Source organism: Roseitalea porphyridii (assembly GCF_004331955.1).
Taxonomy (GTDB): domain Bacteria; phylum Pseudomonadota; class Alphaproteobacteria; order Rhizobiales; family Rhizobiaceae; genus Roseitalea; species Roseitalea porphyridii.
Window position 1 is genome coordinate 2,523,907 of sequence record NZ_CP036532.1, and the last position, 26,847, is coordinate 2,550,753.

Sequence of the window (26,847 nt, forward strand, 5' to 3'; positions counted from 1 at the left end):
CTCCTTTGGCGTTGGCTGTTCATAATGCGCCGCCCCGCGCCCGCAATGCAACGAACGTATGGACAGGCCGCGATCGCCTCGCTATCGGCGCTGCATGCGTGTGGTCTCCATCGGCGAATGCATGATCGAACTGTCCGGCCGCGACGGCGCGACGTGGCGGCAGGGCTTTGCCGGCGATACGCTGAACACGCTGTGGTATCTGCGCGCCCTGCTGCCGGCCGATGCGGTCACCGACTATGTCTCCGCCTTCGGCGACGACCCGTTTTCGGCCGAACAGATCGCTTTCCTGAAGCAGAACGGCATCGGCACGGCGCACAGCCCGGTGATCGAAGGCAAGGCGCCCGGTCTTTACGCGATCACGCTCGACGGAACGGGCGAACGCTCCTTCACCTACTGGCGCGGCGATGCCGCGGCACGCCGCCTCGCCGACGACCCCGCGGCGCTCGCCGCGAGCATCGACGGCGCCGACCTCATCTATTTCTCCGGCATCACCCTGGCGATCATCGACGAGGCGGCGCGCGGGCATCTGTTCGACGCGCTTGCGCAAGCAGCCGAGGCCGGCGCGACCATCGCGTTCGATCCCAATTACCGCCCCCGCCTCTGGCCGTCGCCCGAAACCGCCCGCGCGGCGATCGAACGCGGCTGCATGGCGAGCGCCATCGTGCTGCCGACATTTGACGACGAGCAGGCCCTGTTCGGCGACGCGATGCCCGAGGACACGGTCGGCCGCATCGGCATCGGCGGCGCGCGCACGGTGATCGTCAAGCGCGGCGGCGATGATGCCCTCGTCTGGCAGGACGGCACGGTGCGATCCGTGGCGCCTCCGGAACCCGCCGCGCCGGTCGACACGACCGGCGCCGGCGACAGCTTCAACGGGGCCTTTCTCGCCGCCCATTTGTCCGGCATCGGGGCGGTCGGGGCGACCTTGTTCGCCCATCGGGTGGCCGCGCGCGTCATCGGCCGACATGGTGCGCTGCTCCCCGCCGATGCGCTTGCCGACCTGCGTCCGGACGGCGGCACAACGGCCTTTTCCTGACGCGCCAAACCGGTTAGACACGCGCTCGAATTGGCGCCCATGCCCGCAAGAACAAAGGACACAGCCGTGGCCAGCACGTTTGACAAAGTCGCCGACATCATCGCCGAGACCAGCGAGATCGACCGCGAGACCATCACGCCGGAAAGCCACACCATCGATGACCTCGGTATCGACAGCCTCGACTTCCTCGACATCGTCTTCGCCATCGACAAGGAGTTCGGCATCAAGATACCGCTCGAACAGTGGACGCAGGACGTCAACGACGGCAAGGTGCCTACCGAAGAGTATTTCGTCCTGAAGAATCTGTGCGCGAAGATCGACGGGCTGGTCGCCGCCAAGGCCGCCTGAAGACGCGCACCAAGCCGGAACACAGCGTGACCCACAAGAACGCCGTCATCACCGGCATCGGCCTGATCAGCGGCCTTGGCGTGGGCGCGCAGGCAAACTGGCAGGCGCTCGCCGAAGGCCGCCGCTCGCCGGTCGACACCGAAAGCTTCGCCCCCTACCCCGTCCATCCGGCCCCCCAGATCGACTGGTCCGGGCAGATCCCGCGGCGCGGCGACCAGCGCCAGATGGAACCCTGGCAGCGGCTCGGCACGTTCGCGGCGGGTCTCGCCCTCGACGATGCGGCGATCAAGGGCGACGAGGCGCTGACCGGCACCATGGACATGATCGTCGCCGCCGCCGGCGGCGAGCGTGACGTCGCCGTCGACACGATGATCCTGTCCGGCGTCGCCGGCGGTCGCAACGATGCCGACGTTCTGGTCAACGAGGTGCTGACCAGCGAACTGCGCCCGACCCTGTTTCTGGCCCAGCTCTCCAACCTGCTCGCCGGCAACATCTCGATCGTCCACAAGGTGACCGGATCGTCGCGCACCTTCATGGGCGAGGAAGGCGCCGGCATGTCCGCGCTCGAGACGGCCGTTGCGCGTATCCGCGCCGGCCAATCCACCCACGCGCTCGTCGGCGCCGCCTACAATTGCGAGCATCCCGACATGCTGCTCGGCTTCGAGACCGGCCAGCTTCTCATGCGCGGGGACTGGCGCCCCGTTGCCGAACGCGACGGAGCCAAAGGCGGCGGCATCGTGCCGGGGTCCGGAGCGGTCTTCCTCGTCATCGAGGAACAGGAGCATGCCGCCGCCCGCAGCGCGCGCGCCCATGCGCGGATCGGGCCGGTTGCAACCGACGCCGGCGATCCCGCCGAAGACAAGGTGCGCGGCCGGCTCGAAAGGCTCGCCGAGCGCTCGGGCATCGGTCGCGCCGACATGGTCGTTTCGGCCGCTTCGGGCATTGCCGCGCGCGGTGCAACCGAACGCGCATTCCTCGCCCACCGGTGCGCGGACAAGCCCGCGCGCGTGATCGCCAACCTCACCGGCCATCTGCGCGAGGCGCAGTTTCCGCTTGCCGTCGCCGCCGGCGCACTGGCGCTTTCAAACGGCGCGACGATCGCGCCGACGGACAGCGCAACCGAACGGGCGGCAGACGGCGCGCCATCGGCCGTCGGCGTCATCGGGCTGGGTCACGCGTCGGCGGAAGCGATGGTGCTGCTCGAACGGGCTGGAGACACCTCATGAGCGCTGCGACCGATCATGCCGGCCGGCCGCTCGTCGCCATCACCGGTGCCGGCGTCGTCTCCCCGCTCGGCCGGGGCAAGAAGGACAACTGGGATGCGCTGACGGCGGGTCGGTCCGGCATTCATCGCATCGCCCGCTTTCCGACCGATCATCTGCGCACGACGATCGCCGGCACGGTCGACTTCATGACCGCGCCCGAGGACGGCTCGGCCGCGCTGACCTATGCGCTCGCCGAGGCGGCCGTACTCGAGGCGCTCGATGAGGCCGGCCTCGACGGCGGCGACTTCGGCGGCCCGCTGTTCGTCGCCGCCCCACCGGTCGAGCTCGAATGGCGCCAGCGGCTGGCGCTCGACGCCGAAGGCGCGCTGCTCGGCGAGGAAGAAGCCGGCTACGGGCGCATTCTCGCCGCCGCCCGCGCCGCTCCGCATCCGGCCTATGCGGGCAGTGTCTGGTTCGGCAACACGGCGATGCATCTGAAAGAAAGGATCGGCGCGCGGGGCCTGCCGATCACGCTTTCGACCGCATGCGCATCCGGCGCGACGGCGATCCAGCTCGGTGTCGAGGCGATCCGGCGCGGCGAGGCCGACCGCGTCGTCTCGGTCGGCACCGACGGCTCGGTCACGGCCGAGGCGCTGGTGCGTTTCTCGCTGCTGTCGGCGCTGTCGACCCAGAACGAAGTGCCCGAAAAGGCCTCCAAGCCCTTTTCCAGGGATCGCGACGGCTTCGTCATGGCCGAGGGCGCCGGCGCCTTCGTCATGGAGACGCTCGAGGGTGCCCGGGCGCGCGGCGCGACGATACTCGGCATCGTCGAAGGCTGCGGCGACAAGGCCGACGATTTCCACCGCACCCGCTCCAAGCCCGACGGCTCGCCCGCGATCGCGGCGGTACGCGCCGCGCTCGAGGACGCCGGCGCCGATCCGTCCGACATCGGCTACATCAACGCGCACGGCACCTCGACGCCCGAGAACGACAAGATGGAGCATCTGTCGCTGACCGACGTGTTCGGCGAGGGCCTGGGCGGCGTGCCGATCTCGTCCAACAAGTCGATGATCGGCCATACGCTGACCGCCGCCGGCGCGATCGAGGCGGTCTTCTCGCTCCTGACGATCCGCACGGGCACATTGCCGCCGACCATCAATCACGACAATCCCGACCCCGCGCTCGACCTCGACTGCGTGCCCAACGTCAAGCGCGACCGGCAGGTCACGCGCGTCCTGTCGAACTCGTTCGGCTTCGGCGGCCAGAACACCTGCCTTGTCATCGCCGCCGAACCCGCTTAAGCGGACGCGATCTGCTCAAGCTTCAGGACACGACAATGCGCGCGCTTCAACTCGTTGAAGACAAGAGGCTCGAACGCGTCGAGATCGACCCGCCGCCCCCGCCGAGCCATGGCGAGGTCCGGCTGCGCGTCAAGGCGGTCGCGCTCAACCATATCGACGTGTGGGGCTGGCGCGGCATGGCGTTCGCCAAGCGCAAGCTGCCGCTCGTCATCGGTGCCGAGGCCAGCGCCGAGGTCGACGCGGTCGGCCCGGGCGTGGCGGGGCTCGTGCCCGGCCAGCTCGTCGCCATCTTCGGTGCGCGCACCTGCGGGCTGTGCCGCCCCTGCCGCGACGGCCGCGACAATCTGTGCGAACATGTCGGCGGCGTGCACGGCTTTCATCTGGACGGCTTTGCCGCCGAGATCGTCACGATGCCGGCGCGCAACTGCGTGCCCGCCCCGCCCGGCGTCGACGCGGTCGGCGCCGCTCTCGCGCCGATCACCTTCGGCACGGTCGAGCACATGCTGTTCGACAATGCCCGGCTCGAACCCGGCGAGACCATCCTCATTCATGCCGGCGGCTCGGGCATCGGTTCAGCCGCGATCCAGTTCGCCAAGGCGATCGGCTGCACCGTGATCACCACGGTCGGTTCGGACGCCAAGATCGAGCCGGCCCGCGCGCTCGGCGCCGACCATGTGATCAACTATCGCGAGGACCGCTTCGAGGGCGTCGTCCGCAAGCTGACCAGGAAGCGCGGCGTCGATGTCGTCTTCGAACATGTCGGTGCGGACACCTGGGCCGGCTCCATGCTGTGCCTGAAGCGCGGCGGGCGGTTGGTCACCTGCGGGTCGACCTCGGGCGTTTCGGCGCAGACCAACCTGATGATGCTGTTCCAGCAGCAGCTTCGCCTGATCGGCTCGTTCGGCTGCACCATGGCCAACATGGCCGATGCCATGGAGAAGATGGCGCGCGGCCTTGCCCGCCCCGTCATCGACACCGAGCTCGACTGGGACGGCATCGATGCCGCGCTTGCGCGGATGGAAACCCGCGACGTGTTCGGCAAGATCGTCCTCAGGCTCGACGGCTGATCGGCCATGTCGCCCGCCAAGCTATGGCTGCTGAAGCTGTCGCAGCGGGCCAAGCGAGCCCGTTACGCCGTCGAGGCGGCCTTCGCCTTTGGCGTTCTGGCGCTTTTGAAGCCGCTGCCGGCCGACGCGGCCATCTCGACGCTCGCCGCCGTCCTGCGCCGCATCGGTCCCTTCCTGCCGCGCCAGAAGGTGGTGCTCGACAACCTCGCCCACGCCATGCCCGAGCTGGACGAGGCCGAGCGCAGGGCGATCGCCCGCAGCATGTGGGAGAACCTTGGCCGGCAGGTCGCCGAGTATGTCTTTCTGGACCAGCTTTTCGACTACGATCCCGACGCCGAGACGGTCGGCCGCATCGAGGTCAGCGGCCGGGACCTGTTCCAGCGCATCCACGCAACCGGTGAGCCGGCGATCTTCTTCACCGGCCATACCGGCAATTTCGAACTGCTGCCGATCTGCGCGGCGACGTTCGATCTGGAGGTGACGGCGCTGTTCCGGCCGCCCAACAATCCCTATATCGCCCGGCGCGTGCTGGCCGCGCGCACCACCACCATGGGCGCGCTCGTACCGTCCAAGACGGGCGCCGCCGCCGGCCTCGCCAAGGCGCTTCAGGACGGCGCGTCGGTCGGCGTGCTGGTCGACCAGAAGTTCCGGCGCGGCCGGCTCGGCACCTTCTTCGGCCAGCCGGTGCGCACCAACCCGCTCCTGCCCAAGCTCGCCCGTCAGTTCGAATGCCCAGTCTATCCGGCGCGTTGCGTGCGGTTGCCCGGCAACCGGTTCCGGCTCGAACTGGAAGAGGCGGTGGAGCTGCCGCGCGGCGAGGACGGCCGCATCGACGTCGACGCGAGCTGCCAGATGCTCAACGACATCGTCGAGCGCTGGGTCCGGGACTATCCGGACCAGTGGATGTGGCTGCACCGGCGCTGGGACCCGACCTCGCTGGTCGACCCGCGCGCCGGCGCCGCGTCGCAGAAGGCTTGAGCCGGCGGGTAATTCGCCGACGTCAGTGCCGGATGCGCACCCGCATGTTGCCCGGACCGACCTGGCGGGTCAGGTCGAAGAGCCGCTTGGCGTTCGACGTGTGCAGACGCACGCATCCGGCCGAGGCCGGGCTGCCGAGCCGCGAGACCGCGCTGGTGCCGTGGATCGCATAGGGTCCGCGGAAAAAGATCGAGTACGGCATGTTCGAGCCGTAGATCGTCGAGCGCCACTTGCGATGCATGCGCTGCGGACGGAACGTGCCGACCGGCGTTACCTTGCCCGGCCGCGCGGTCGAGACCGGCCACCTGTAGAGCACCCGGCCGTCCTTCTTGACGGTCATGGTCTGGCTGGAGAGATCGACGTCTGCGATCAGCCTTGCGGCCATCGCTTCGCCAGCGGCAGGAAACGCGATGGCGACCGCCAGCGCAAGTGTCAGAAGATAGTGTCTCATCGGAAACGCCCCCCGATAGAACGCGGCACAATATGAGGACTTTCAGCGTACTGCCAAGTCTGACGGGCGTCAAAGTCCGCCCGCCATCGTCTTGCCGTTAGTCTTAACCGCGCGCTGTGCGTTCGGGCACGGACAGGGGCGCAGAACCGGTCCTTGAGGTGCGCGATATCGCTTGCAAATCGCAGTCGCCGGCGCACTATGGCGCCATGTCCGATCGATTGCGCAGGGCCGTCGAGGAGCGCCGGGACGAACTGGTTGCGCTGACGCGCGATCTCGTCCGGTTGCCGACCGTCAACCCGCCCGGCGATGCCTATGGCCCATGCGCGGAGTTCATCGCGCGGCGTCTCGCGCGGTCGGGCTTCGAAACGAGGCTGATCGTCGCCGAGGGCGAACCGGGCCACACCGACCGCTATCCGCGCGTCAACGTCGTCGCCCGGCGCGAGGGCAGGCATCCCGGCCGGACCGTGCACTTCAACTCCCATATCGACGTGGTCGAGGCCGGTCACGGCTGGACCGTCGATCCGTTCGAGGGCGTGGTGAAGGACGGCAGGGTCTACGGACGCGGCACCTGCGACATGAAGGGCGGGCTCGCCACCTCCATCGTCGCGGCCGACGCCTTCATCGAGGTCTGTCCCGATTTTCCCGGCGCGATCGAGATCTCCGGGACGGTCGACGAGGAATCGGGCGGCTATGCCGGCGTCGGCTATCTGGCCAAGCAGGGCCTGTTCTCGCGGCCGCGCGTCGACCACGTCATCATCCCCGAGCCGCTCAACAAGGACCGCATCTGCCTGGGCCATCGGGGCGTATGGTGGGCCGAGATAGAGACGCGCGGGCGCATCGCGCACGGCTCGATGCCGTTTCTGGGCGATTGCGCCATCCGCCACATGGGCGCCGTGCTCGAAGCCTTCGAGCGGGACCTTTTTCCGGCGCTCGCCGCCCGCCGCACGCAGATGCCGGTCGTTCCCGAAGGCGCCCGCGCCTCGACGCTCAACATCAACGCCATCCACGGCGGCCAGACCGACGATTTCACCGGCCTGCCCTCACCGAACGTGCCCGACCGCTGCGCGATGACCATCGACCGGCGGTTCCTGCTCGAGGAAAAGCTCGAGGAGGTCAAGAAGGAGGTCACCGACATTCTCGACGCGCTTGTCCGCGACCGGCCGAAATTCGCCTATGCGATCCGCGACGTGATGGAGGTGCTTCCGACCATGACCGACCGAGAAGCGCCGGTGGTCCGCGCGGTCGCCGCCGCGATCGAGGCCGAGTTCGGCCGCGCGCCGGACTATGTCATCTCGCCGGGCACCTATGACCAGAAGCACATCGCCCGGATCGGCCATCTGCACGACTGCATCGCCTACGGACCGGGCATCCTCGACCTCGCCCACCAGCCGGACGAATGGATCGGCATCGACGACATGGTGCAAAGCGCCCATGTGATGGCCGGCGCTATCGACGCCCTGCTGAAAGGGGCGGCCGAACCCGCCCGGCGCGACAGTCAGCTCTCCTGATCGAGCAGTTCGGCGGCGACCCTGGTCCGGAACTGGGCCGGCGCGACCTCGCGCATGCCGACCATGAACGAGCAGGCGATTACGTTGGCGTCGGTCGCGATCTCGTTGACCAGCAGGCGCGAGAACTCCCTGATGGAAGCGCCGGTCGGATCGAAAAGCCGTTGCCCCAGCGAAACGATCCGGAAGTCGCTGTCGCGCCTGGCCATCTCTTCGAGAATGCCCGGTGACTCCTCCACAAGGGCCAATTTGAAGGCATCACAGGGCCGCGCGGTCCCGTAGACGCTGTTCATGTAGAAGATCGAAAGTCCCGCAATCGCGACGATGACAATGATCTCGCGCATCAGGTTCCCTCCCCGCTTTTTTATTGAGGGCGAAGCATAAGCCAACGACGGCGACAAACAAGCAACCGGCGCAAATACATTCCCGGACAAGGAAAGGGATGTGCCGTCCCCGGGTCACTCGGGACAAAAGCGGACGCGATCGACGCCGTGCTGACAGAGGCGGCCGAACCTGCTTAATTGTGCCGGCAATCACGGGAGACCCAACACATGATCGCACGTTTCGCCCTGGCCGCCTCCGCCGCCTTCGCCATGACCGTCTCCGCCAGCGCCCAGCGCACCGATCTGACGCTCGGCATGGTGCTCGAACCGCCCCATCTCGACCCGACCGCGGGCGCGGCGGCGGCGATCGACGAGGTGGTCTACGCCAACGTGTTCGAAGGGCTCACCCGCATCGCCAGCGATGGCGCCGTGCAGCCGGGTCTGGCCGAGAACTGGGTGATCTCCGATGACGGTCTGACCTACACCTTCGAGCTGCGCGAGGGCGTGACCTTCCATGACGGCACCACGCTGGATGCGGGCGATGTGGTGTTCTCGCTCGACCGGGCGCGCGGCGAGGCATCCGTCAACGCCCAGAAGGCGCTGTTCGAGCCGATCGAGAACGTCGAGCAGATGGACGAATTGACCGTCGAGATCACGCTGTCGAGGCCAGCCGGCGACTTCCTCTACAATATGGGCTGGGGCGATGCCGTCATCGTTGCGCCCGAAAGCGCCGAGACCAACAAGGAGAACCCGGTCGGAACCGGCCCGTTCCGCTTCGCCGAATGGCAGAAGGGCGCCGCCGTCACGCTCGAACGCTTCGACGGCTACTGGGGCGAGGCGCCCGCGCTCGAGCAGGTGACGATCCGCTTCATCCCCGATCCGGCCGCCGCGACCGCCGCGCTGCTGGCCGGCGACGTGCAGGCCTTCCCCAACCTGCCCACACCCGAATCCATTCCCCAGTTCGAGGCCGATCCGCGCTTTGAGGTGGTGATCGGCTCGACCGAGGGCGAGACGATCCTGTCGACCAACAACGCCAAGGCGCCGTTCGACGACATCCGCGTGCGCCAGGCGATCGCGCACGCCATCGACCGGCAGGCGATCATCGACGGCGCGATGTTCGGCCTCGGCACGCCGATCGGCTCGCACTTCGCCCCGCACCACCCCGCCTACATGGAACTCGTCGAGACCTATCCCTACAATCCCGAACGGGCCCGCGAACTGCTGGCCGAAGCGGGCCATGGCGACGGCATCTCGGCGACGCTGAAGCTGCCGCCGCCCTCCTATGCGCGCCGCGGCGGCGAGGTGATCGCCGCGCAATTGCGCGAGGTCGGCATCGATCTGGAGATCATCCCGGTCGAATGGGCCCAGTGGCTCGAGCAGGTCTTCACCAACACCGACTACGACCTGACCATCGTCTCGCATACCGAGCCCAACGACATCGGCATCTATGCGCGCGAGGACTACTATTTCAATTACGACAATGACGACTTCGACGCGGTGATCGACGAACTGTCGGTGACCGCCGGCGAGGACGCGCGCTACGAACTGTTCCGCAAGGCCCAGCAGATCATCGCCGAGGACGCCGTCAACGGCTATCTGTTCCAGCTTCCCAAGAACGGCGTCTGGGACGCACGGCTCGAAGGCCTGTGGGAGAACTCGCCCGTGCAGGCCAACGATGTGACGGGCGTGAGGTGGACGCAGTGAGGGGCTTCAATCCCTGATCGAGCGCTAGGCGCGTGCGCTGGTAAAGCTGGTCGACGAACAAAACTCGCTCGGTCTTGGCGTCAGCGATGGGCGGATGGCGGAGTTTCGTTGCACACGCGAGATCGCGCTGCGTCTGTTGAGGAAGCAGACATTCAGGTGGCTTTTGGCGGTTTTCGGCTCTGAAGCCACAGGGAGGGCGAAAAGTGGCCGTTTGCCATCACATCAAACAATCTAGCAGGGTCCCGATTGCCGACGCTCGAAATTCATGGTCAGGCAGCACCATCCCTTTGAGTCAACGCTGACGACAACAATTCGCCGCCTTGGTTTGAAATTGTTCGGAACTTCATTCCAAATCGACATTGCTTTGATATTGCTTTCGTTTGCGCTCGTTGCAGAAGCTATTATGATTCCGTTTTGTGGAAAAAGAATACTTCGATCAACGGAGGTGATGTTGAATGCCAGATAGGAAGTCACTTACGGTTCACTATCGGCGAATGGAGGACCCTGTAGGCGCGCTCAACGGCGGGACACTGGAAACGCGTGTTCGCGGCGCGCTCAATCATGTTGTCGAAGGCGGCCTGCTATCGGAACACTGGAAACGCCGGGCATGGGTCGTTCCGCCCGAAAACGCCGACACGCTTCTGATGAATGTTTTTCACGACGACGGCGTGAGCTTCTTTGGCGACCTTACAGTGTACACTCGAGGTTTCATGCAGGCCCTTCTTCGGAATGAGCCTGATGTTGCTGTCCTTCCAGTTGAACAGAGGCCACCCCCTGAGGGTCGAGAGTACATCCACTCGATGATGTACTGGATGGTTCTCGGCAATCACGTCCTAACAATTCAGAGTCGCTCACTGAACACGAAGCACCTCGAACAATACCTAACTTGGCTACTGAAGGAACAGACTGCCCAGATGGCTAACAACGGCCAAGTACTGCTCACCGCCAAGTTTGACAGCGAGGAAGTCGGGGGCGACCTCGAAGACCTTCGCGAGATAATCGTCGGTGGGACCGGTGTCGTGGATGCTGCGCCGACACGGCTACCAGAGCAACCGGCGGAGCAGGTGCAAGAGGTAGCTGAGCACGTGGATGTAGGCGCGCGGCGTCCTTGGGGCGAGCGCGCACTGGATGTCCTTCGCGCGGTGATGAACAACGAGGCGGATGTTCAAGAGCTACTGGAGAGCATACCCGATGAGGCGGACTTGGATGTGTCTGTCCACATTGGCTACAAGGCCAAGAAGCGCCGTGTGACGCGTGCACCGATGCAACAGGCTCTTAGAAATCTCCCCGAGGGAGAAATCACCGCTATCGGCAAGCATGGTAGAATGACCGGAAAGGACATTCGGTTGAGCTTCCCGGTTCGGGTGCTCTGTGAGGGCAGCTTGTTGGAACCCAATGACGTGCGTGCGAAGCTCAAAGCAGCCTTTGATTACTTTGTTGAGAACGGAAAGATCGAGGCATAGGACTGCGCCTAATGCGAGCCATCTTGAGGAAATGGGACTTTGTTTTGGCTGCGGCTCTCGCAGCGGTCGGGGCCTATTTCCTGCCGGCTGACGCCGTTAAAGAAATAACAACGGAGTTAATCGCATTCTTCAGCATTCAGTCCGCAGTGATTTTGCCGGCAATGATTTTCACCGCTGGGATACTGAAACCCGATGGCTTGGAACTATCGGAAGCAGGGCGTTATTACAAGGCCTTGAAATCGCAGATGCTCTTTTGGGTAGTGCTGCTCGGGCTCGACTTTGTTGCGGTCACGGCCGTTATTGCGGGGAAAGCGATGCAGTGGACGTTAACGCTGCCAATCCCCGGCTCCCCAGACATTTTAGATGTGAGTTGGGTGTTTCCGGCGATCCTGTTTTTTGCTGGATCGCTGGCGATCCTCAGAACAATTCCCTTTGTTCGCGGTGTTCTAAGCCTTTTGGACCTCAACAGTGAAATGACCCAGAAAGCAATCGCTCGCCGCAATCGGATCGAAGCTGAGGCGAAGCGGGAGAAGGCGGATAGCAGCCCAATGGCGCTCCCAGAGGGCTACGGCGAAGTCGTTCAAGAAGAGTTTGACAGCAAATAGAGACGACCGAGAAAGAAGTGTAAAAGGAGAATACTCTCATGAAAATCACCCTTGATGTTTTTCAAACAGAAATCGAGGGAGACAGTGGGTATCCAGTTGATGGCCTTGAACTTCAATGTCCTCGATGCGGCCATGGCGTCGAAGTATTTGGGACTCACGATGGCTCTGCAAAAAGAGGTGCGGTAATGATGAGAGAGGAATGCCCTCGTGGGGAAAACAACTTCTACGAAACCGATTGGTAAAAAAGACAGCGATTCTTGGCGACATCCGCAGTCGGAATCGACTCGCTAGCTGAATGGCTGCTTTGAGGTTTTCAATTTGGTCTAATTCCAACGGCCGCTAAGGGCCGAAGGCCGCCCCGGCTGGCCAAAGACTTATCCAACCGCCTTTCGCCTCCCCCATACTCCTGCCACCGCGCCCTTCGGAACGTCGGATGGCCACCTACCTTCGGCGGGTGCGGCGGTGGACCGGTTGGGTGCGGCAGCGGTGTCGCGCCCGGGTGATGAGCCCCCAAGCCGGTGCGGAACGAAGGTGGGATGCGTGCGCGCGATCCGGTTTCGGCAATGGCCTGCCGCAGCCACGGGATCGCAAGCGGACCCGAACCGGCCGAGAGTCGGTGCGGCGGCCATGCCGTGCGGCAGATGAAGGTGCCACAACGGTTCGGGACAGCGGGCAGGGCGACTTGCTCCGGCGCGTTCCATGGCGATCACCGCAAGCCCACCGGACGGGCGGTTTGGCGACCGCAACTTACATGACTTCGGATCGCGGCTCACCAAACCGCCCGTTGTTCTGGCCTTCCTTGCGCTCACGCCAGTCCCGCTGGCGCGGGACGGCTGCGCGTGCGCGCCGAAAAGTCGGCGGGGACGGAGTCCCCGCCAGCGAGCGCGGCAGCGCGACGCTTAAGGGCGGGGCAGAGGAGATCGGCCTTGCGGATTGCGCCCGAGGTCAGAGGAAGGAAAGCCCGGCGCCAGCCCCGCACGCCGTCATCCCGGAACTTGATTCCGGGCTCCATGGTCCGGGTCCGCGCCGCTGGACTCCGGAATCAAGTTCCGGGATGACGCCCTCTGGAATGACGGTGAAGGAAACGAAAGGGCCCGGTGATGACGCCGCACGGACGAGCTTGGGCAAACCCCGAAGGTGCGCTAAGCCTTGCCCATGCTCGCCTACACCGCGCGTCGCCTGCTGATCGTCCTCGTCACGCTGCTTGCGGCCAGCGCCATCGTGTTCTTCGTGCTCGAGATCGTGCCCGGCGATCCGGCGCGGCTGATGCTCGGCCTGAACGCCTCCGAAGATGCCGTCGCCGCCCTGCGCGAGCAGATGGGGCTGAACCAGCCGGTCATCACCCGCTACCTCGCCTGGCTCGCCGGCATGGCGCGCGGCGATTTCGGCGAAAGCCTGACCTATTCGGTGCCGGTGATCGAACTGATCGCCGACCGCATCGTCGTCTCGCTGCCGCTGGCGCTGCTGGCGCTGGCATTGTCGACCGCGATCGCCATCCCCGTCGGCATCTTCACCGCCGCCCGGCGCGGCCGGCCGGCCGACACCGCCGCCATGGCCGGCACGCAGCTCGGCATCGCGATTCCCAATTTCTGGTTCGCGCTGCTGCTTGTCTACGTCTTCGCCGTCACGCTGCAATGGGTGCCCGCCGGCGGCTTTCCCGGCTGGGACGACGGGCTGTGGCCGGGCCTTCGGGCGCTGATCCTGCCGGCGATCGCGCTCGCCCTGCCGCAGGCGGCGATCCTGGCCCGCGTCGCCCGCTCCGCCCTGCTCGAGACGCTCGCCGAGGACTATATCCGCACCGCGCGCGCCAAGGGCCTGCCGGCCGAAAGGGTTCTCTGGCGCCACGCGCTGCGCAACGCGATGATCCCTGTGCTGACCATCATGGGCCTGCAGTTCGCCTTCCTGCTGGCCGGCACGATCATCATCGAGAACGTCTTCTACCTGCCCGGTCTCGGCCAGCTCATCTTCCAGGCGATCAACCAGCGCGACCTGATCGTCGTCGAGGGCGTCGTGGTCCTGCTGGTCGGCACGGTCGTGCTCGTCAACTTCCTGGTCGATCTGGCCTATGCCTGGGCCGATCCGAGGCTGCGCCGCCGATGAGCGATCATCTCGTCGCCGCCGAACATGAGGACTGGCAGCTTTTCCTGCGAAAGGCGCGCGCCAACCGCTCGTTCCAGGCCGGTGCGCTGATCACGCTTTTTATCGTCGCCATGGCCGCCGTCTCGCTTGTCTGGACGCCCTACGATGTCGGCAAGCTGTCGATCCCCGACCGGCTGCAGGGCCCGTCCTGGAGCCACTGGTTCGGCACCGACCATTTCGGCCGGGATATCGTCTCGATGATCATGGAAGGCAGCCGCAACTCGATCGCCGTGGCGCTGATCGCCGTCGGCATCGGCATCGTCATCGGCGTGCCGCTCGGTTGCTGGGCGGCGGCGAAACGCGGCTGGGTGGACGAGGTCTTCATGCGCACCTCCGACATCATCTTCGCCTTTCCCGCGCTCCTGTCGGCGGTGATGATCACCGCCATCTTCGGACCCGGCGCCGTCAACGCGATCATCGCCATCGGCATCTTCAACATTCCAGTCTTCGCCCGCGTCGCGCGCGGTGCGGCGCTGTCGCTTTGGCCGCGCGAGTTCATCCTCGCCGCGCGCGCGTCCGGCAAGGACCCGGCGCGGATCACGGCCGAGCACATACTGCCCAACATCGCCAACCTGCTGCTGGTGCAGGGCACGATCCAGTTCTCGCTGGGCATCCTCGCAGAAGCGGCGCTCAGCTATGTCGGCCTCGGCGCCCAGCCCCCGGCGACCAGCTGGGGACGCATGCTGTCCGAGGCGCAGACCATGATGGCGATCGCCCCGCAGATGGCGATCGCGCCGGGCATCGCCATCATCGTCACCGTGCTCGGGCTGAACCTGCTCGGCGACGGGCTGCGCGACGTGCTCGACCCCAGGCTGCGGCGCGAGCGATGAGCGCGCCGATCCTCACGATCGAAAAGCTCGATCTCGCCATCGGCGGCGCGCCGATCCTGCGCGGCATCGATCTGACGGTGGAGGCCGGCCAGGTGCATGCGCTCGTCGGCGAGAGCGGATCTGGCAAGTCGATGACCGCGCTGACGACGATGCGGCTCCTGCCGAACGGCGCGCGGGCGTCCGGCCTCATCCGGTTCGGCGACGAAAACCTGCTCACCGCGTCCGAAACCCGCATGTGCGCGCTGCGCGGCGACGAGATCGGCATGGTCTTCCAGGAACCGATGACCGCGCTCAACCCGGTCAAGACGATCGGCGAGCAGGTGGCCGAAGGCATCAGGTGGCACACAGGCGCAAACCGCGCCGATGCCGAAGCCCGCGCCGCGCGCATGCTCGAGCGGGTCGGCCTGCCGCGTGCGCGCTTTCCGCTCGACCGCTATCCGCACGAACTGTCCGGCGGACAACGCCAGCGCGTCGTCATCGCCATCGCCTGCGCCTTGCGGCCCAAACTCCTGATAGCCGACGAGCCGACCACCGCGCTCGACGTGGTGCTGCAGGCGCAGATCCTCGATCTGCTGCGCGAACTGGTCGCCGAGGACCGGATGGGCCTGATCCTGATCAGCCACGATCTGGGTGTTGTCGCCGGCATGGCCGACGAGATCACGATCCTGCGCAACGGGCAGGTGCAGGAGGCCGGGCCCGCCGTCGAGGTGCTGCGCGCGCAGAAGCACCCCTATACGCGCCAGCTTGCCGAAGCCTCCGCGCACGTGCCGATTTGGGAGACACGCGCCCGGCCCGCCGAGCACTGGGCGCTGCTGGAGGTGAAGAACCTCGTCAGGGACTATCCCGGCCCGCGCACCGGCCTTTTTGCGCGCGGCGCGCCGTTCCGCGCGGTCGACGATGTCAGCTTCACCGTGCCGCCGGGCCGCTCGGTCGGGCTCGTCGGCCAGTCCGGCTGCGGCAAGTCCACCCTTGCCCGCATCGTGCTGGCGCTCGACAAGCCGACCTCGGGCATCGTGTCCTTCGACGGCATGGAGACCTCGCTGCTAGACGACCGCGACCTGCGCCCCGCCCGCCGCGAAATGCAGGTGGTCTTTCAGGATCCCTATGGCTCGTTCGACCCGCGCCAGACGGTCGAGCGGCTGGTCGCCGAACCGCTGCATCTCGAAGACAGGCTGCTCGCCCGCTCCGAGCGCCGCGACCGCGTTGCCGCCGCGCTGACCGAGGTCGGCATGCCGACCGACGCCATGTTCCGCTATCCGCACGAATTCTCCGGCGGGCAGAGACAAAGGCTGGCCATCGCCCGCGCCATCATCACCCGGCCCAAACTCGTCGTCTGCGACGAGCCGGTCTCGGCGCTCGATGTGTCGATCCGCGCGCAGATCCTCGATCTGTTCGCCCGGCTCAACGACGAACTGGGCCTTGCCTACCTGTTCATCACGCACGATCTGACCGTCGCCCGCGCGATCACGCACGAGGTCATGGTGATGGATGCAGGACGGATCGTCGAACGCGGTGCGACGGCCGACGTGCTCGACGACCCGCAGACCGGGGCCGCGCAACGGCTGGTCGCCGCCGCTCCGGACTTAACCAGGGCGATCGAGAGGCGGCTGGGAAGCGCTGCGCCCCCTTCTCCCCGCGGGCGGGGAGAAGGTGCCCCGTCGTGATCCGAAGGATTAGGACGGGGCGGATGAGGGGCCGCGCCCCCTCACCCAACTGCGACCAGCGCCCGCTTCGCGCGCGCGGTCTCGTATCCCTCTCCCCGCGTGCGGGGAGAGGGATCAACCCGCCAACACAGCCAGAACACCGACCACCGCCGTCAGCGCCGTCATCGTCCGCCAGAAGGTGACGAGCGCCGCGTCGATATCGTCCGGCCCGGCGTCCTTGCGGCCCGCATCGTTCATGAACGGCTCGTCGGCGACGTCGTCGCGGTAGACGCGCGGACCGCCGAGCGAAAGGCCCGTGACCACCGCCATCGCGCTTTCCGGCCAGCCGGCGTTCGGCGACCGGTGCAGCTTCGCATCGCGCATGACGAGGTCCCAGCGTGTGCGAAACGCCGACCATCCGCCGGCGATGACGATCAGCAGCGCCGTTAGCCGCGCCGGCAGCCAGTTGCCGAGATCATCGAGCCGCGCCGAGGCCCGGCCGAAGGCGCGGTGGCGCTCGGTCCGGTGCCCGATCATCGAGTCGGCCGTGTTCAGCATCTTGTAGGCGAAAAGGCCCGGCAGGCCGAACACGGCATACCAGAACGCCGGTGCGACGACGCCGTCCGAGGCGTTCTCGGCCAGCGTCTCGATCGCCGCGCGGCTGACGCCGGCCTCGTCCAGCGTTTCGGGATCGCGCCCGACGATCTGCGCCACGGCGCGCCGGCCGCCTTCGAGCCCGCCGCCACGCAGGCCGCGCGCGACCGCGCCGACATGGTCGGCCAGCGATTTCTGGGCGAGGAAGACCGCGACGATCAGCGTTTCGGCCACCAGCCCGAGACCGCCCCAGCCCTCAAGCACATCGTCCATGAGCGAACCGAGTACCGCCGCGCCGACCAGCAGCGCCGCGATCGCGATGAACCCGTACTTCTCGCGCTGGCGCTCGGCGGTCGCGGGATCGTTGAACCGCGCGTCGGCCCAGCCGATCAGCCTGCCGAAACCGACGACCGGGTGCGGCACGCGCCGCCACAGCCAGTCCGGATCGCCGACCAGGCGGTCGACGACGAGCGCGGCAAACAGGATGATCAGCGTTTCGCCCATGGCGGCGTGATGGCCGGATCAGAAGGCCGCCGCAAGCGCCTTTTCGAGCCGCGCGAACCCGGCCTCGTCGCCGGGCAGGCCGAACCGCAGCCAGGAGGCGTCCTTGTCGAAAGCGCGCAGCCATATGTGCTGGCGGGCAAGCTCGGCGGCAATGGCCGGCGCGCGATCATGACTTGCCAGCACGAACAGATCGGTATGGCCGACGATGGAAAACCCGCTCCGTTCGAGCAGGCCGGTCAGCCGCTGCCGGTCGCGCGCAAGCCGGGTCCGCGTTTCGGCGACCCAGGCGATGTCGCGCATCGCACGGCCGCCGACAAAAAGCGCCGGTCCGGGCACCGCCCATGGCCCGAGCAGCCGCCGCAGCCGGGCCATGTCGGCCTTCGGGCCGATGGCGAAGCCCAGGCGGATGCCGGCCAGCCCGAAGAACTTTCCGAACGAGCGCAAGACGATCAGGCCATCGGCCCCGCATTGCGGCACGTAGGACGCTTCGGGCGCCACGTCGGCGAACGCCTCGTCGACGATCACCGTGCCATTGTGCGCAAGCAGCGCGTCGACGGCCTTGCGGTCGGCCTCGCCATCGTGCCGGGCGCCATCGGGATTGTTGGGATTGCCGAAGACGACGCCGTCATAGCCATCTTCGTAGGAGGGAATCGCGCGCACGGTGCCAACCACCCGGTCGGGCGTCGAAAGGCACCAGTCATATTCGCCGTAGGTCGGCGTGACGATGCCGATGCGGCGGTTCGTGCCGACCAGATCGCCCAGCCGCTGGATGATCGCCTGCGTGCCCGGCGCGGCGACGATGGCCGCGCCCTCCGGCACGCCATAATAGGCGCGGGCCGCGTCGAGGCAGTACTCCTCGAGGCTCGGCTCGGGCAACCGTTCCCAGGCCTCGGCCGGGATCGGCGGCACCGGCCACGGCACCGGGTTGATACCGGTCGACAGGTCGAGCCAGTCCGCGTGCGCGCCGCCATGTTCGGCGACGGCCCGGTCGAGCGATCCGCCATGGCGCGGTGGTGACACGATCAATCCGCCCTGTCGATCACATGGCACCATGATCCCGACACGGTGCCGACTCGCCGCCCATAATGCCCCAGATCGGCGCCGCGCGCATCGCGCGCCGCAAAAAGCGCGTCCCCCAGCCCCTCGCGCAACACCGTCGCATAGTGGAACTCGTGCGCGGTCAGCGGCATCGGCCATGGCGCGCCGGCGAGCGGGTCGAGCCGGCGATAGCCCAGATGGCGCGTGCGCGTCGCAAAGCTCGTCTCCACCGGCAGGAAACCCAGCATCGCATGGCGCGCGCCATCGGCGTCGACCAGCCCCTCGCCCAGCGCCATGTAGCCGCCGCACTCGCCATAGATCGCAGCGCCCCGGTCGCGCGCCGCCGCCATGCCGGCGCGAAACCCGTCGGCCGCCGCGAGCGCGCCCGCATGCAATTCCGGATAGCCGCCGGGCAGGAACACCGCATCGGCGGACGCATCGGGCGCTTCGTCGCCCAGCGGCGAGAAGAACGCCAGTTCGGCGCCTTGCGCCCGCCAGCCATCGAGCAGATGCGGATAGGCGAACGCGAAGGCGATGTCGCGCGCCACTGCGATGCGCTGGCCGAGCGGCGGGATGGGCGAGACGGGATGGTCTTCCTCGGCGTCCCGCCGATATCCCTCGTCCTTCGAGGCTCGCCCCACATCACCCTCATCCTGAGGAGCGAGCATAGCGAGCCTCGAAGGGTCAGGGTGATGTTGGCCTCGCGCCTCAGGATGAGGGATATCTACCGCCCCACCGTCCTCGACCAGAGCCACCCCGCTGCCCTCACCCTGAGCCTGTCGAAGGGCGAGGCCGGCGAGCGCCGGCAGGTCGCAGCACCGGGCCATCACCGCGCCGGCATGGGCGATGAACGCCTCGAGTTCTTCATGCTCGCCCGCCTGCACCAGCCCCAGATGGCGTGACGGAAGGGCCAAGGCAGCATCGTGCGGTACCACGCCGAGCACGGGAACGCCCAAGGGCGCGAGCGCGTCGCGCAGCATCGTCTCGTGCCGCGCGCTGCCGACCCGGTTGAGAATGATGCCGGCAAAGGCGACATCGGCGCGATGGAAGCGATAGCCCGAAACGAGCGCGGCGACCGATTGCGCCATGCGCGAGGCGTCGACGACGAAGACCACCGGCAGGCCGAGCAATGCGGCCAGATCGGCCGCCGAGCCGGTGCTGTCGGCGGCGCCGTCGAAAAGCCCCATCATCGCCTCGGTGACGAGCAGCCGCCCGGCCCCGTGCCCGGTGGCCAGTGCGCCCAGCAGCGCCGGCCGCATCGCCCAGGGATCGAGATTGACGCAGGACTGACCGCTTGCGGCGCGGTGAAAGGCCGGATCGATATAGTCGGGGCCTGCCTTGGCCGGCGCGATCGCATGGCCGGCATCGCGCAGCGCCCGCAGCAGGCCGAGCGTGACCACCGTCTTGCCGCTGCCCGAATGGGGCGCGGCGACGAGGAAACCGGTCATCCCGTCTCGTCCTGCCGGCGCAGTCCGAGCGGATCGGGATCGAGCGCGCGGCCCGCCGTCAGCGCTCCGAGCCAGTCGAGCCCGGCGCGCAGGCGGACGACCTCGCCGACCACGACGATCGCCGGTGGCTCGAGCGAAGAGGCGGCGACATCGGCTTCAGCGCGCGCGAGCGTGGTTTCGAGCACCTGCTGGCGGCCGGTCGCCGCGTTGCAGACGAAGGCGAGCGGCTCGTCCGGTCCCCGCCCCGCCTCGATCAGCCGGGCCGTGATCGCGCCGATATGCTTCATCGCCATGTACATGACGAGCACCGGCGAGCCTTTGGCCACATGGTGCCAGTCGATCGCATCGGGCACGACGCCGCTCGAATCGTGGCCGGTCAGAAACGTCACGGCGTGGTTGGTGTCGCGGTGCGTTGCCGGAATGCCCGCATAGGCAAGCCCGCCGATCCCCGCCGTCACGCCTGGCACGATGCGGAACGGGACGGTGTGGGCGACGAGCGTCAGCGCCTCCTCGCCGCCGCGCCCGAAGACGAACGGGTCGCCGCCCTTCAGCCGCAGCACCCGCTTGCCAGCGCGGGCGAGTTCGACCAGCCGCAACGAGATGTCGCGCTGTTTGGGCGAGGGCTTGCCGCCGCGTTTGCCCGCATATTCGAGCGTCGCGCCCGGCCGCGCCAGCGCCAGACAGGCCGGATCGACCAGCGCGTCGTGGACGATGACATCGGCATGGGCGAGCGCATGCGCCGCGTGCAGCGTCAGAAGGCCGGGATCGCCCGGCCCCGCACCGACGAGCCAGACATGGCCTGGCTCGAACGCCGGCAGGGCCGGCATGCGCGCGTTGGGGTCGGCGGAGAATTTGTCTGTTTCGTCGGCCATCACCGCTCCCCTATAAGACAGCGATGACCGCCGCGCCACATCAGGACGAACCCGATGCCGGCAGCCGCAAGCCGGGCGGCCCGCTCCGGCGCGGCTGGACCACGGGCGCCTGCGCGACGGCCGCCACCAGGGCCGCCCTCACTGCGCTTCTGGATGGTGATTTCCCCGATCCGGTGACGATCACCCTGCCGAAGGGCGAAACGCCCGCCTTCGCGCTCGCGCACGAAAAGCGCGGCGACGGCTTTGCGGAGGCCGGCATCGTCAAGGATGCCGGCGATGATCCGGACGTGACCCATGGCGCCATGGTGATCGCGCGCGTGGCGCGCGGCAAGCCGGAAAGCGGCACTGTCTTTCGCGCCGGCGACGGGGTCGGCACGGTGACGCGACCGGGCCTGCCGCTGGAGCCCGGCGAGGCGGCGATCAACCCCGTCCCACGCCGGATGATGACCGACGTGGTGAAGCAACTCTGTGCCGATAATCGCCTGCCACCGGACATCACGGTGACGATTTCGGTGCCCGGCGGCGCGGCGATCGCCGAAAAGACCTGGAACCCGCGTCTGGGGATCGTCGGCGGCATCTCGATCCTCGGCACCACGGGCATCGTCCACCCCTTCTCCTGCGCGGCGTGGATCCACTCCATCCATCGCGGCATCGATGTCGCCCGCGCCGCCGGCCTCGACCATGTGCTTGGCTCGACCGGCTCGACCTCGGAGACCGCTGTTCAGGCGCTCTACGGCCTGCCCGACATCGCCCTTCTCGACATGGGCGATTTCGCCGGCGGCCTGATGAAATATCTGCGCGCGCACCCGGTGCCGAGGCTGACCATCGCCGGCGGGTTCGCCAAGATCACCAAGCTCGCCCAGGGCGCCCTCGACCTTCATTCGGCACGCAGCCAGGTCGATATGGGTTTCCTTGCGGACCTGACCGGAGACCAGGTGAATCAGTTTCTCAGGGACCGGATTCTCAATGCCAACACCGCCGCGCAAGTGCTTGAATTATCTCGCGACGCCGGCCTCGACCTGCCGCTTCACGTGGCTCTCAGGGCGCGCGCCACCGCGCTGGAGACGCTGCGCGGCGCGCCCGTTTCGACCGAAGTGATCATCGTCGACCGGCAGGGCGCGATCCTTGCGCGCACGGGCTTTGCATGACCCGGACCGTCCTCATTCTGGGCGGCACGCGCGAGGCGGCGATGCTCGCCGCCGAAATCGTGGCGGCCCATCCGGACTGGCGCGTGATCACCTCCCTGGCCGGCCGCACGCAGGCGGCCGAACCGGTCGCGGGCGAAACGCGGACCGGCGGGTTCGGCGGCCCCGAGGGGCTTGCCGCCTATCTGCGCGCCGAAGGCGTCACCGATCTGATCGACACCACCCACCCCTATGCGCGCAGGATTTCGGCGAACGCCGAGAGGGCGGCCGCCATCGCCGGCGTGCCTCTGGAGGTGCGGACGAGACGGCCATGGGAACGCCAACCGGGCGATGACTGGATCGAGGTGTCGTCCGAGGCCGAGGCGGCCAGCGCCCTGCCGGCCGGCGCGCGTGCCTTGCTGGCGCTCGGCCGGCAGCATCTGAAGCCGTTCGCCGGCCGCGACGATGTCTTCTTCCTGGTGCGCATGGTCGACCAACCGGCCGCGCCGCTCCCGCTCAAACACCACGCGATCATCACGGGCAAGCCGGGACAGGCGGACGAAGAGGCCGCGCTCCTGCGCACCCATGCGATCGACCACATCGTCTGCCGCAACTCCGGCGGCGACCGGTCCCATGGCAAGATCGCCGCCGCCCGTACGCTCCGCATTCCGGTGATCATGATCGGGCGGTGAGCCTGCCGCCCGTCCTCTGCAAGCCACACCATTGCCCCGCACTCGATAGCCTTCGCCTCTCCCTCATCCTGAGGTGTGAGCGCAGCGAGCCTCGAAGGATCGGGAGGAAATTCGGACGACGGAGACGCGGCCATTGCACTTGTTTAGCATTCGTGTTAATTAACTCATATGCTAAATACATCTGACCCGCACATTCTCGACGCCACCTTCGCCGCCCTCGCCGATCCGACCCGACGTGCCGTTCTGGCGCAGCTTGCCGACAGGGGCGAGGCGACGGTCACCGAACTGGCCGAACCGTTCGACATGTCGCTGCCCGGCTTCTCGCGCCATCTGAAGGTGCTCGAGAAGGCCGGGCTGATCGAGCGTTCCCGCCAGGCCCAGTTCCGGCCCTGCAAAATCAATCCCGAGCCGCTGAAGGAAGCCTCGGACTGGCTCGCCGAATATCGCAGGCTCTGGGAGGCGCGGTTCGACCGGCTCGATGCGCTGCTCGCCGAACTGCAATCGGCACCCGAGGGGGTTCCGGGAAAGGACGAGGACGATGACCCATCGCACTGAACTGAGCCTGCCGGCGAACGAGCCGGTCATCCTCGTCAGACGCCGGTTCGACGCCCCGCCGGCGCTCGTCTTCCGCGCGTGGACGGACGCCGAACTGCTGCGCCAGTGGTGGCTCGGCCCACCCGGCATGGTGATGACGAGATGCACGATCGAGCCGCGCGAGGGCGGTGCATGGCGCATGGAGCAGATGGATCCGGGCGGCACCCGATACGCCTTCTTCGGCGAGTATCTGCGGTTCGACCCGCCACGCCTGCTCGAGCAGACCTTCCGCATGGACATGGAGGGCCTGCGCGACGAGCCCCCGATCGTCGAGACGATCACCTTCGAGGCGGCCGGGGACGGCACCCAGGTCACCGCCCGTTCGCAATGCCCGACCATCGAAACGCGCGATGCGATGGCGGCCTCGGGCATGGAGGAAGGCATGAACGCCAGCTTTGCCCGGCTGGTCGACCTGCTCGGCGAGGAACAATCGGCCACGAGCTTCACCATCGACCGCGTGTTCGACGCGCCAGTCGATCTCGTCTGGCGTTGCTTCACGCAGAAACGGCATGTCGATGTCTGGATGCTGCCCGAGCGCTTCACGCTGATCGAACAGGACGCGGACGTTTCGGTAGGCGGGCAATGGTGGTCGAAGATGCGCGATCAGGCCGACGGCGCCGAATGGCACGTCGGCGGCACCTATCGCGAGGTCGTCGAGAACGAACGGCTCGTCTTCACCCATCGCTGGACCCATTCGCCCTTCGGCACGAGCAGCGAGCATCTGATCACGGTGACCTTCGAAGACCGCCACGGCAAGACGCACATGCGCTTTGCGATGTCCGGCCTGCCCGACGCGCAAAGCCGCGACGGCCACCGCGAGGGATGGCAGCAGACGCTTGGTCACCTCGAACAGCATGTGGCAAGCCTCAGGGAGACCGCGTCATGACCGTCGCTCACGAGAAGATCGAGATCGAACGCAAATTCGACGCACCGGTTTCCCTGGTCTGGCGCGCCTGGACCGAGCCGGCGCTGCGCCAGCGCTGGCAGAACCCCTCCTCCACCTGGACCATGGTGTTCGACAATTACGACCTGCGTCCCGGCGGCACCGAGGTCTGCCATTGCGGACCGGGCGAGGAGATGACGGTCCACTTCACCGCGCACTATCCCGAAGTCGTGCCCGAACGGCGCATCGTCTTCACAACGATCACGGCCGATAACGAGAATGTCGCCTCGGTCGCCGCCACCAGCGTCGAGTTCGAGCCGGATGACGGCCGCACGACGATGCGGTTTGTCGAATCGATCGCCTTCATCGACGGGCGCGAGACGGTCGCCGACCGGACCATGGGCACCAAGACCTCGATCGACAAGCTCGCGGACGTCGTCGCCGCCGAAGCCGCGAAAAGATAGGCGATGACCGCCGGGACGTCCCCCACGACCGTCGAAACCCCCGATGCCGATTTCGTCATGATCCGCGAATTCGACGCGCCGCCGGAGCTGATCTGGCGCGCCTGGACCGATCCGGACCTGCTCGCCCGCTGGTGGGGCCCCGAAGGCTTCACCAATCATGGCTGCGTGGTCGACGCGCGCCCCGGCGGCCGCTGGCGCGTGATCATGCGCGGGCCGGCCGGCACGGACTTCGACCAGGACTATCCGGTCGATTCGACGATCGTCTCCATCGAGCCGCCGCGCCGGCTCGTCATGACCAGCGGCGGCGAGAACTATCCGGACGACTGGCTGGAGCAGTAAAACAGGTTCGTTTCCGAAGAGAGCGCGGACACGCAGGTCGAAACGGTGATGGAGATGACGCTCGAACCGCTGCCGGGCGATCGGACGCGACAGACCGTCCGGCAGACCTTCAAGTCCGCCGAGGCGCGAGACGCGATCCTGAAGATGGGCGCCGAGCAGGGCTGGACCGGCAGCTTCGCCAAGCTGGACGGGCTCGTTGCGGAGCTCGCGCGCTGAGCCTGAAGGGACTGGCCGCGCCTATCCCGCCTTCGCCTTCTTGCCCCGGTTCCGCAGCACATGGGCGAAATCGGCGTTATAAAGGTCGCTGTCGCGGAACTCGGCCTTTCCGAACACCGGCCCGACGAGCACGAGCGCGGTGCGCGTGATCTTGGCGGCGCGCACCTCATCCTTCATCCCGGCGAGCGTGGTTCGGATATAAAGTTCGTCCGGCCAGGTGGCCCGGTAGGCGATCACCACCGGACAGTCGGCGCCATAATAGGGCTCCAGCGCCCGGCGGATGTAATCGAGATTGCGGATCGACAGGTGGATGGCGAGCGTCGCGCCCGACCGGCCGAGCACTTCGAGCTGCTCGCCCTCGGGCATCGCCGACGCCTTCATGCCGGTGCGCGTGGCGATCACGGTCTGGGCGATTTCCGGCAGGGTCAGTTCCGTCTTGAGCGCGGCGGCGGCAGCGGCGAACGCCGGCACGCCCGGCACCACCTCGTACGGGATTTCCAGCGCGTCGAGCCGGCGCATCTGCTCGGCGATCGCCCCGTAGATCGACGGATCGCCCGAATGCACCCGCGCCACATCGTGGCCGGCCGCATGCGCCGCCTCGATCTCTGCGATGATCTGGTCCAGATGCATCGGCGCGGTGTCGAGCACGTGCGCGCCTTCCGGGGCCGCCGCGACGATTTCGGCGGGCACCAGCGAGCCGGCGTAAAGGCACACGGGGCATCGCTCTATCAGGCGAAGACCGCGCACGGTGATCAGATCGGGCGCGCCCGGCCCGGCGCCGATGAAGTGAACGGTCATGGTCTCAGGCGGCCTCGCCGGTTTCGTTGGAGACGGCGCTGATCTCGGCGGTGATCTTGTCCCAGGGCACGAACACCCTCTTCGCCGCGTTGCGTGTCACCAGATCGTATTCCATCAGCTTGACGACATCGGCATGCACGCCGCGATAGTCGCGCTCGAGCAGCTTGGCCAGCGCCCGGATCGATATCGGCCCGGCCTTGTGCAGCGTCTGGATCAGCTTCCACCGGTTCGGCGTCAGAACACCCAAGAGCTGGTCCATGGTGGCGAAACCCAGATGCGAGGGTTCGTCGGGATCGATGCCGGCATCGATCTTCCGGGCCGCCTCGCGGATCCTCTGCCATGCGATTTCAGGCTGTACCACCGCGATCTGAAGCTCGGATTCGGCTCTGCTCTTTCCTGACATCGGCATCGAAGTCCTCCAAAAGCCTGTCGAGCGACACGAAGAGAAATCGCTCTTCAATTGGGCCGTAGTGGCGGTGGTCGCCCTTGCCGCGCTCATTGTCGTAACCGACGATGCGTCTGCCCGGCCGACCGAAGAACAGCGAGTACTTCAGACCATGCGGCCGCTCCGCCGTAGGGGCAGGCAGACGCCAGACCCGAACTTCGCGAATGGTGCCATCGGCGAACGTGCTCTTTTCATCGAGCAGCAGCGTCGCCCTGCCTGATGCTTTCCTTATCATATG

At 67.1% G+C, this 26,847-nt stretch carries 28 protein-coding genes and 1 pseudogene; 20 read left to right on the forward strand and 9 right to left on the reverse strand.

Annotation, left to right across the window (positions count from 1 at the left end; genetic code table 11):
• Window positions 1-121: 121 nt before the first annotated feature.
• The 6 genes from E0E05_RS12315 to E0E05_RS12340 all read left to right on the forward strand — a co-directional run bounded on the left by E0E05_RS12315 (window position 122) and on the right by E0E05_RS12340 (window position 5,935).
• Window positions 122-1,036: a sugar kinase gene (locus tag E0E05_RS12315; RefSeq protein WP_244597716.1), complete on the forward strand. Its 915-nt coding sequence runs from the start codon at window positions 122-124 to the stop codon at window positions 1,034-1,036.
• 66 nt (window positions 1,037-1,102) lie between these two features.
• Window positions 1,103-1,384 (forward strand): acyl carrier protein, encoded by a 282-nt coding sequence (locus E0E05_RS12320; RefSeq protein WP_192900408.1) that lies wholly within the window; start codon window positions 1,103-1,105, stop codon window positions 1,382-1,384.
• Between the two features lie 26 nt (window positions 1,385-1,410).
• Complete coding sequence (locus E0E05_RS12325; RefSeq protein WP_131616983.1) at window positions 1,411-2,610, forward strand: beta-ketoacyl-ACP synthase; 1,200 nt, start codon at window positions 1,411-1,413, stop codon at window positions 2,608-2,610.
• Window positions 2,607-3,890, forward strand: a complete 1,284-nt coding sequence (locus E0E05_RS12330) for a beta-ketoacyl-ACP synthase (protein WP_131616984.1) — start codon at window positions 2,607-2,609, stop codon at window positions 3,888-3,890. Before E0E05_RS12325 ends, E0E05_RS12330 begins: the two co-directional genes overlap by 4 nt.
• 35 nt (window positions 3,891-3,925) lie before the next feature.
• Window positions 3,926-4,957 (forward strand): zinc-binding dehydrogenase, encoded by a 1,032-nt coding sequence (locus E0E05_RS12335; RefSeq protein ID WP_131616985.1) that lies wholly within the window; start codon window positions 3,926-3,928, stop codon window positions 4,955-4,957.
• A 6-nt stretch (window positions 4,958-4,963) separates the two neighbouring features.
• Window positions 4,964-5,935, forward strand: coding sequence for a lipid A biosynthesis lauroyl acyltransferase (locus tag E0E05_RS12340; RefSeq protein WP_131616986.1), 972 nt, complete (start codon window positions 4,964-4,966; stop codon window positions 5,933-5,935).
• A gap of 22 nt (window positions 5,936-5,957) precedes the next feature.
• Here E0E05_RS12340 and E0E05_RS12345 read toward each other — a convergent pair whose 3' ends face one another.
• Window positions 5,958-6,386: a L,D-transpeptidase gene (locus E0E05_RS12345; protein WP_131616987.1), complete on the reverse strand. Its 429-nt coding sequence runs from the start codon at window positions 6,384-6,386 to the stop codon at window positions 5,958-5,960.
• A gap of 206 nt (window positions 6,387-6,592) precedes the next feature.
• On the opposite strand from E0E05_RS12345, the gene E0E05_RS12350 reads away from it, so the two are divergent.
• Window positions 6,593-7,894, forward strand: a complete 1,302-nt coding sequence (locus tag E0E05_RS12350; RefSeq protein ID WP_131616988.1) for an acetylornithine deacetylase/succinyl-diaminopimelate desuccinylase family protein — start codon at window positions 6,593-6,595, stop codon at window positions 7,892-7,894.
• Here the strand turns inward: E0E05_RS12350 and E0E05_RS12355 are convergent.
• A complete protein-coding gene (locus E0E05_RS12355) occupies window positions 7,882-8,235 on the reverse strand; it encodes a hypothetical protein (protein WP_131616989.1) in 354 nt (117 codons plus the stop codon). The genes E0E05_RS12350 and E0E05_RS12355 overlap by 13 nt on opposite strands.
• Before the next feature lie 207 nt (window positions 8,236-8,442).
• On the opposite strand from E0E05_RS12355, the gene E0E05_RS12360 reads away from it, so the two are divergent.
• The 7 genes from E0E05_RS12360 (at window position 8,443) to E0E05_RS12390 (ending at window position 16,619) form a co-directional block, all read left to right on the forward strand.
• Window positions 8,443-9,918 carry an ABC transporter substrate-binding protein gene (locus E0E05_RS12360; protein ID WP_131616990.1) on the forward strand — a complete coding sequence of 492 codons (1,476 nt, stop codon included), beginning with the start codon at window positions 8,443-8,445 and terminating at the stop codon, window positions 9,916-9,918.
• 455 nt (window positions 9,919-10,373) lie between these two features.
• Entirely contained in the window at window positions 10,374-11,381 is a 1,008-nt protein-coding gene (locus E0E05_RS12365; RefSeq protein WP_131616991.1) for a hypothetical protein, read from the forward strand.
• Window positions 11,382-11,392: 11 nt separating this feature from the next.
• Window positions 11,393-11,986: a hypothetical protein gene (locus tag E0E05_RS12370; RefSeq protein WP_131616992.1), complete on the forward strand. Its 594-nt coding sequence runs from the start codon at window positions 11,393-11,395 to the stop codon at window positions 11,984-11,986.
• Window positions 11,987-12,024: 38 nt separating this feature from the next.
• Complete coding sequence (locus tag E0E05_RS12375; protein WP_131616993.1) at window positions 12,025-12,228, forward strand: hypothetical protein; 204 nt, start codon at window positions 12,025-12,027, stop codon at window positions 12,226-12,228.
• A 913-nt stretch (window positions 12,229-13,141) separates the two neighbouring features.
• Window positions 13,142-14,086: an ABC transporter permease gene (locus E0E05_RS12380; protein WP_131616994.1), complete on the forward strand. Its 945-nt coding sequence runs from the start codon at window positions 13,142-13,144 to the stop codon at window positions 14,084-14,086.
• Window positions 14,083-14,955 carry an ABC transporter permease gene (locus E0E05_RS12385; protein WP_131616995.1) on the forward strand — a complete coding sequence of 291 codons (873 nt, stop codon included), beginning with the start codon at window positions 14,083-14,085 and terminating at the stop codon, window positions 14,953-14,955. Before E0E05_RS12380 ends, E0E05_RS12385 begins: the two co-directional genes overlap by 4 nt.
• Window positions 14,952-16,619, forward strand: coding sequence for an ABC transporter ATP-binding protein (locus E0E05_RS12390; RefSeq protein ID WP_131616996.1), 1,668 nt, complete (start codon window positions 14,952-14,954; stop codon window positions 16,617-16,619). The genes E0E05_RS12385 and E0E05_RS12390 overlap by 4 nt, the downstream gene beginning before the upstream one ends.
• 114 nt (window positions 16,620-16,733) lie before the next feature.
• Here E0E05_RS12390 and cbiB read toward each other — a convergent pair whose 3' ends face one another.
• From cbiB to cobA, 4 genes are read right to left on the reverse strand one after another with little or no spacing between them, the layout of a single operon-like run.
• On the reverse strand, window positions 16,734-17,696 hold the full coding sequence (gene cbiB, locus E0E05_RS12395; RefSeq protein ID WP_131616997.1) for an adenosylcobinamide-phosphate synthase CbiB: 963 nt from the start codon (window positions 17,694-17,696) through the stop codon (window positions 16,734-16,736).
• An 18-nt stretch (window positions 17,697-17,714) separates the two neighbouring features.
• The gene (gene cobD, locus E0E05_RS12400; RefSeq protein ID WP_210215707.1) at window positions 17,715-18,716 is read right to left on the reverse strand and encodes a threonine-phosphate decarboxylase CobD; all 1,002 of its coding nucleotides are present in this window, start codon (window positions 18,714-18,716) and stop codon (window positions 17,715-17,717) included.
• Between the two features lie 2 nt (window positions 18,717-18,718).
• Complete coding sequence (locus E0E05_RS12405) at window positions 18,719-20,182, reverse strand: cobyrinic acid a,c-diamide synthase CobB (RefSeq protein WP_131616999.1); 1,464 nt, start codon at window positions 20,180-20,182, stop codon at window positions 18,719-18,721.
• Window positions 20,179-21,009 carry a uroporphyrinogen-III C-methyltransferase gene (gene cobA, locus E0E05_RS12410; RefSeq protein WP_131618024.1) on the reverse strand — a complete coding sequence of 277 codons (831 nt, stop codon included), beginning with the start codon at window positions 21,007-21,009 and terminating at the stop codon, window positions 20,179-20,181. The genes E0E05_RS12405 and cobA overlap by 4 nt, the downstream gene beginning before the upstream one ends.
• A gap of 68 nt (window positions 21,010-21,077) precedes the next feature.
• Between cobA and E0E05_RS12415 the strand changes: the two genes are divergently transcribed.
• From E0E05_RS12415 to E0E05_RS17710, 6 genes and pseudogenes are all read left to right on the forward strand, one after another.
• Complete coding sequence (locus E0E05_RS12415; protein ID WP_131617000.1) at window positions 21,078-22,202, forward strand: cobalt-precorrin-5B (C(1))-methyltransferase; 1,125 nt, start codon at window positions 21,078-21,080, stop codon at window positions 22,200-22,202.
• Complete coding sequence (locus tag E0E05_RS12420) at window positions 22,199-22,870, forward strand: cobalt-precorrin-6A reductase (protein WP_131617001.1); 672 nt, start codon at window positions 22,199-22,201, stop codon at window positions 22,868-22,870. The genes E0E05_RS12415 and E0E05_RS12420 overlap by 4 nt, the downstream gene beginning before the upstream one ends.
• Before the next feature lie 168 nt (window positions 22,871-23,038).
• On the forward strand, window positions 23,039-23,425 hold the full coding sequence (locus tag E0E05_RS12425) for an ArsR/SmtB family transcription factor (RefSeq protein WP_131617002.1): 387 nt from the start codon (window positions 23,039-23,041) through the stop codon (window positions 23,423-23,425).
• Entirely contained in the window at window positions 23,409-24,350 is a 942-nt protein-coding gene (locus E0E05_RS12430) for an SRPBCC domain-containing protein (RefSeq protein WP_158629359.1), read from the forward strand. Before E0E05_RS12425 ends, E0E05_RS12430 begins: the two co-directional genes overlap by 17 nt.
• A complete protein-coding gene (locus E0E05_RS12435) occupies window positions 24,347-24,811 on the forward strand; it encodes an SRPBCC domain-containing protein (protein ID WP_158629360.1) in 465 nt (154 codons plus the stop codon). Before E0E05_RS12430 ends, E0E05_RS12435 begins: the two co-directional genes overlap by 4 nt.
• A gap of 57 nt (window positions 24,812-24,868) precedes the next feature.
• Window positions 24,869-25,366: pseudogene (locus tag E0E05_RS17710) on the forward strand (SRPBCC family protein).
• A gap of 21 nt (window positions 25,367-25,387) precedes the next feature.
• Here E0E05_RS17710 and cobM read toward each other — a convergent pair.
• Genes cobM through E0E05_RS12460 form a run of 3 tightly spaced genes read right to left on the reverse strand, consistent with a single transcriptional unit; the run spans window position 25,388 to window position 26,844 of the window.
• Window positions 25,388-26,164, reverse strand: a complete 777-nt coding sequence (cobM, locus tag E0E05_RS12450) for a precorrin-4 C(11)-methyltransferase (RefSeq protein WP_131617006.1) — start codon at window positions 26,162-26,164, stop codon at window positions 25,388-25,390.
• 4 nt (window positions 26,165-26,168) lie between these two features.
• A complete protein-coding gene (locus E0E05_RS12455; protein WP_131617007.1) occupies window positions 26,169-26,525 on the reverse strand; it encodes an HVO_A0114 family putative DNA-binding protein in 357 nt (118 codons plus the stop codon).
• Window positions 26,512-26,844, reverse strand: a complete 333-nt coding sequence (locus E0E05_RS12460; RefSeq protein ID WP_131617008.1) for a toxin-antitoxin system TumE family protein — start codon at window positions 26,842-26,844, stop codon at window positions 26,512-26,514. The genes E0E05_RS12455 and E0E05_RS12460 overlap by 14 nt, the downstream gene beginning before the upstream one ends.
• Between the last annotated feature and the right edge of the window lie 3 nt (window positions 26,845-26,847).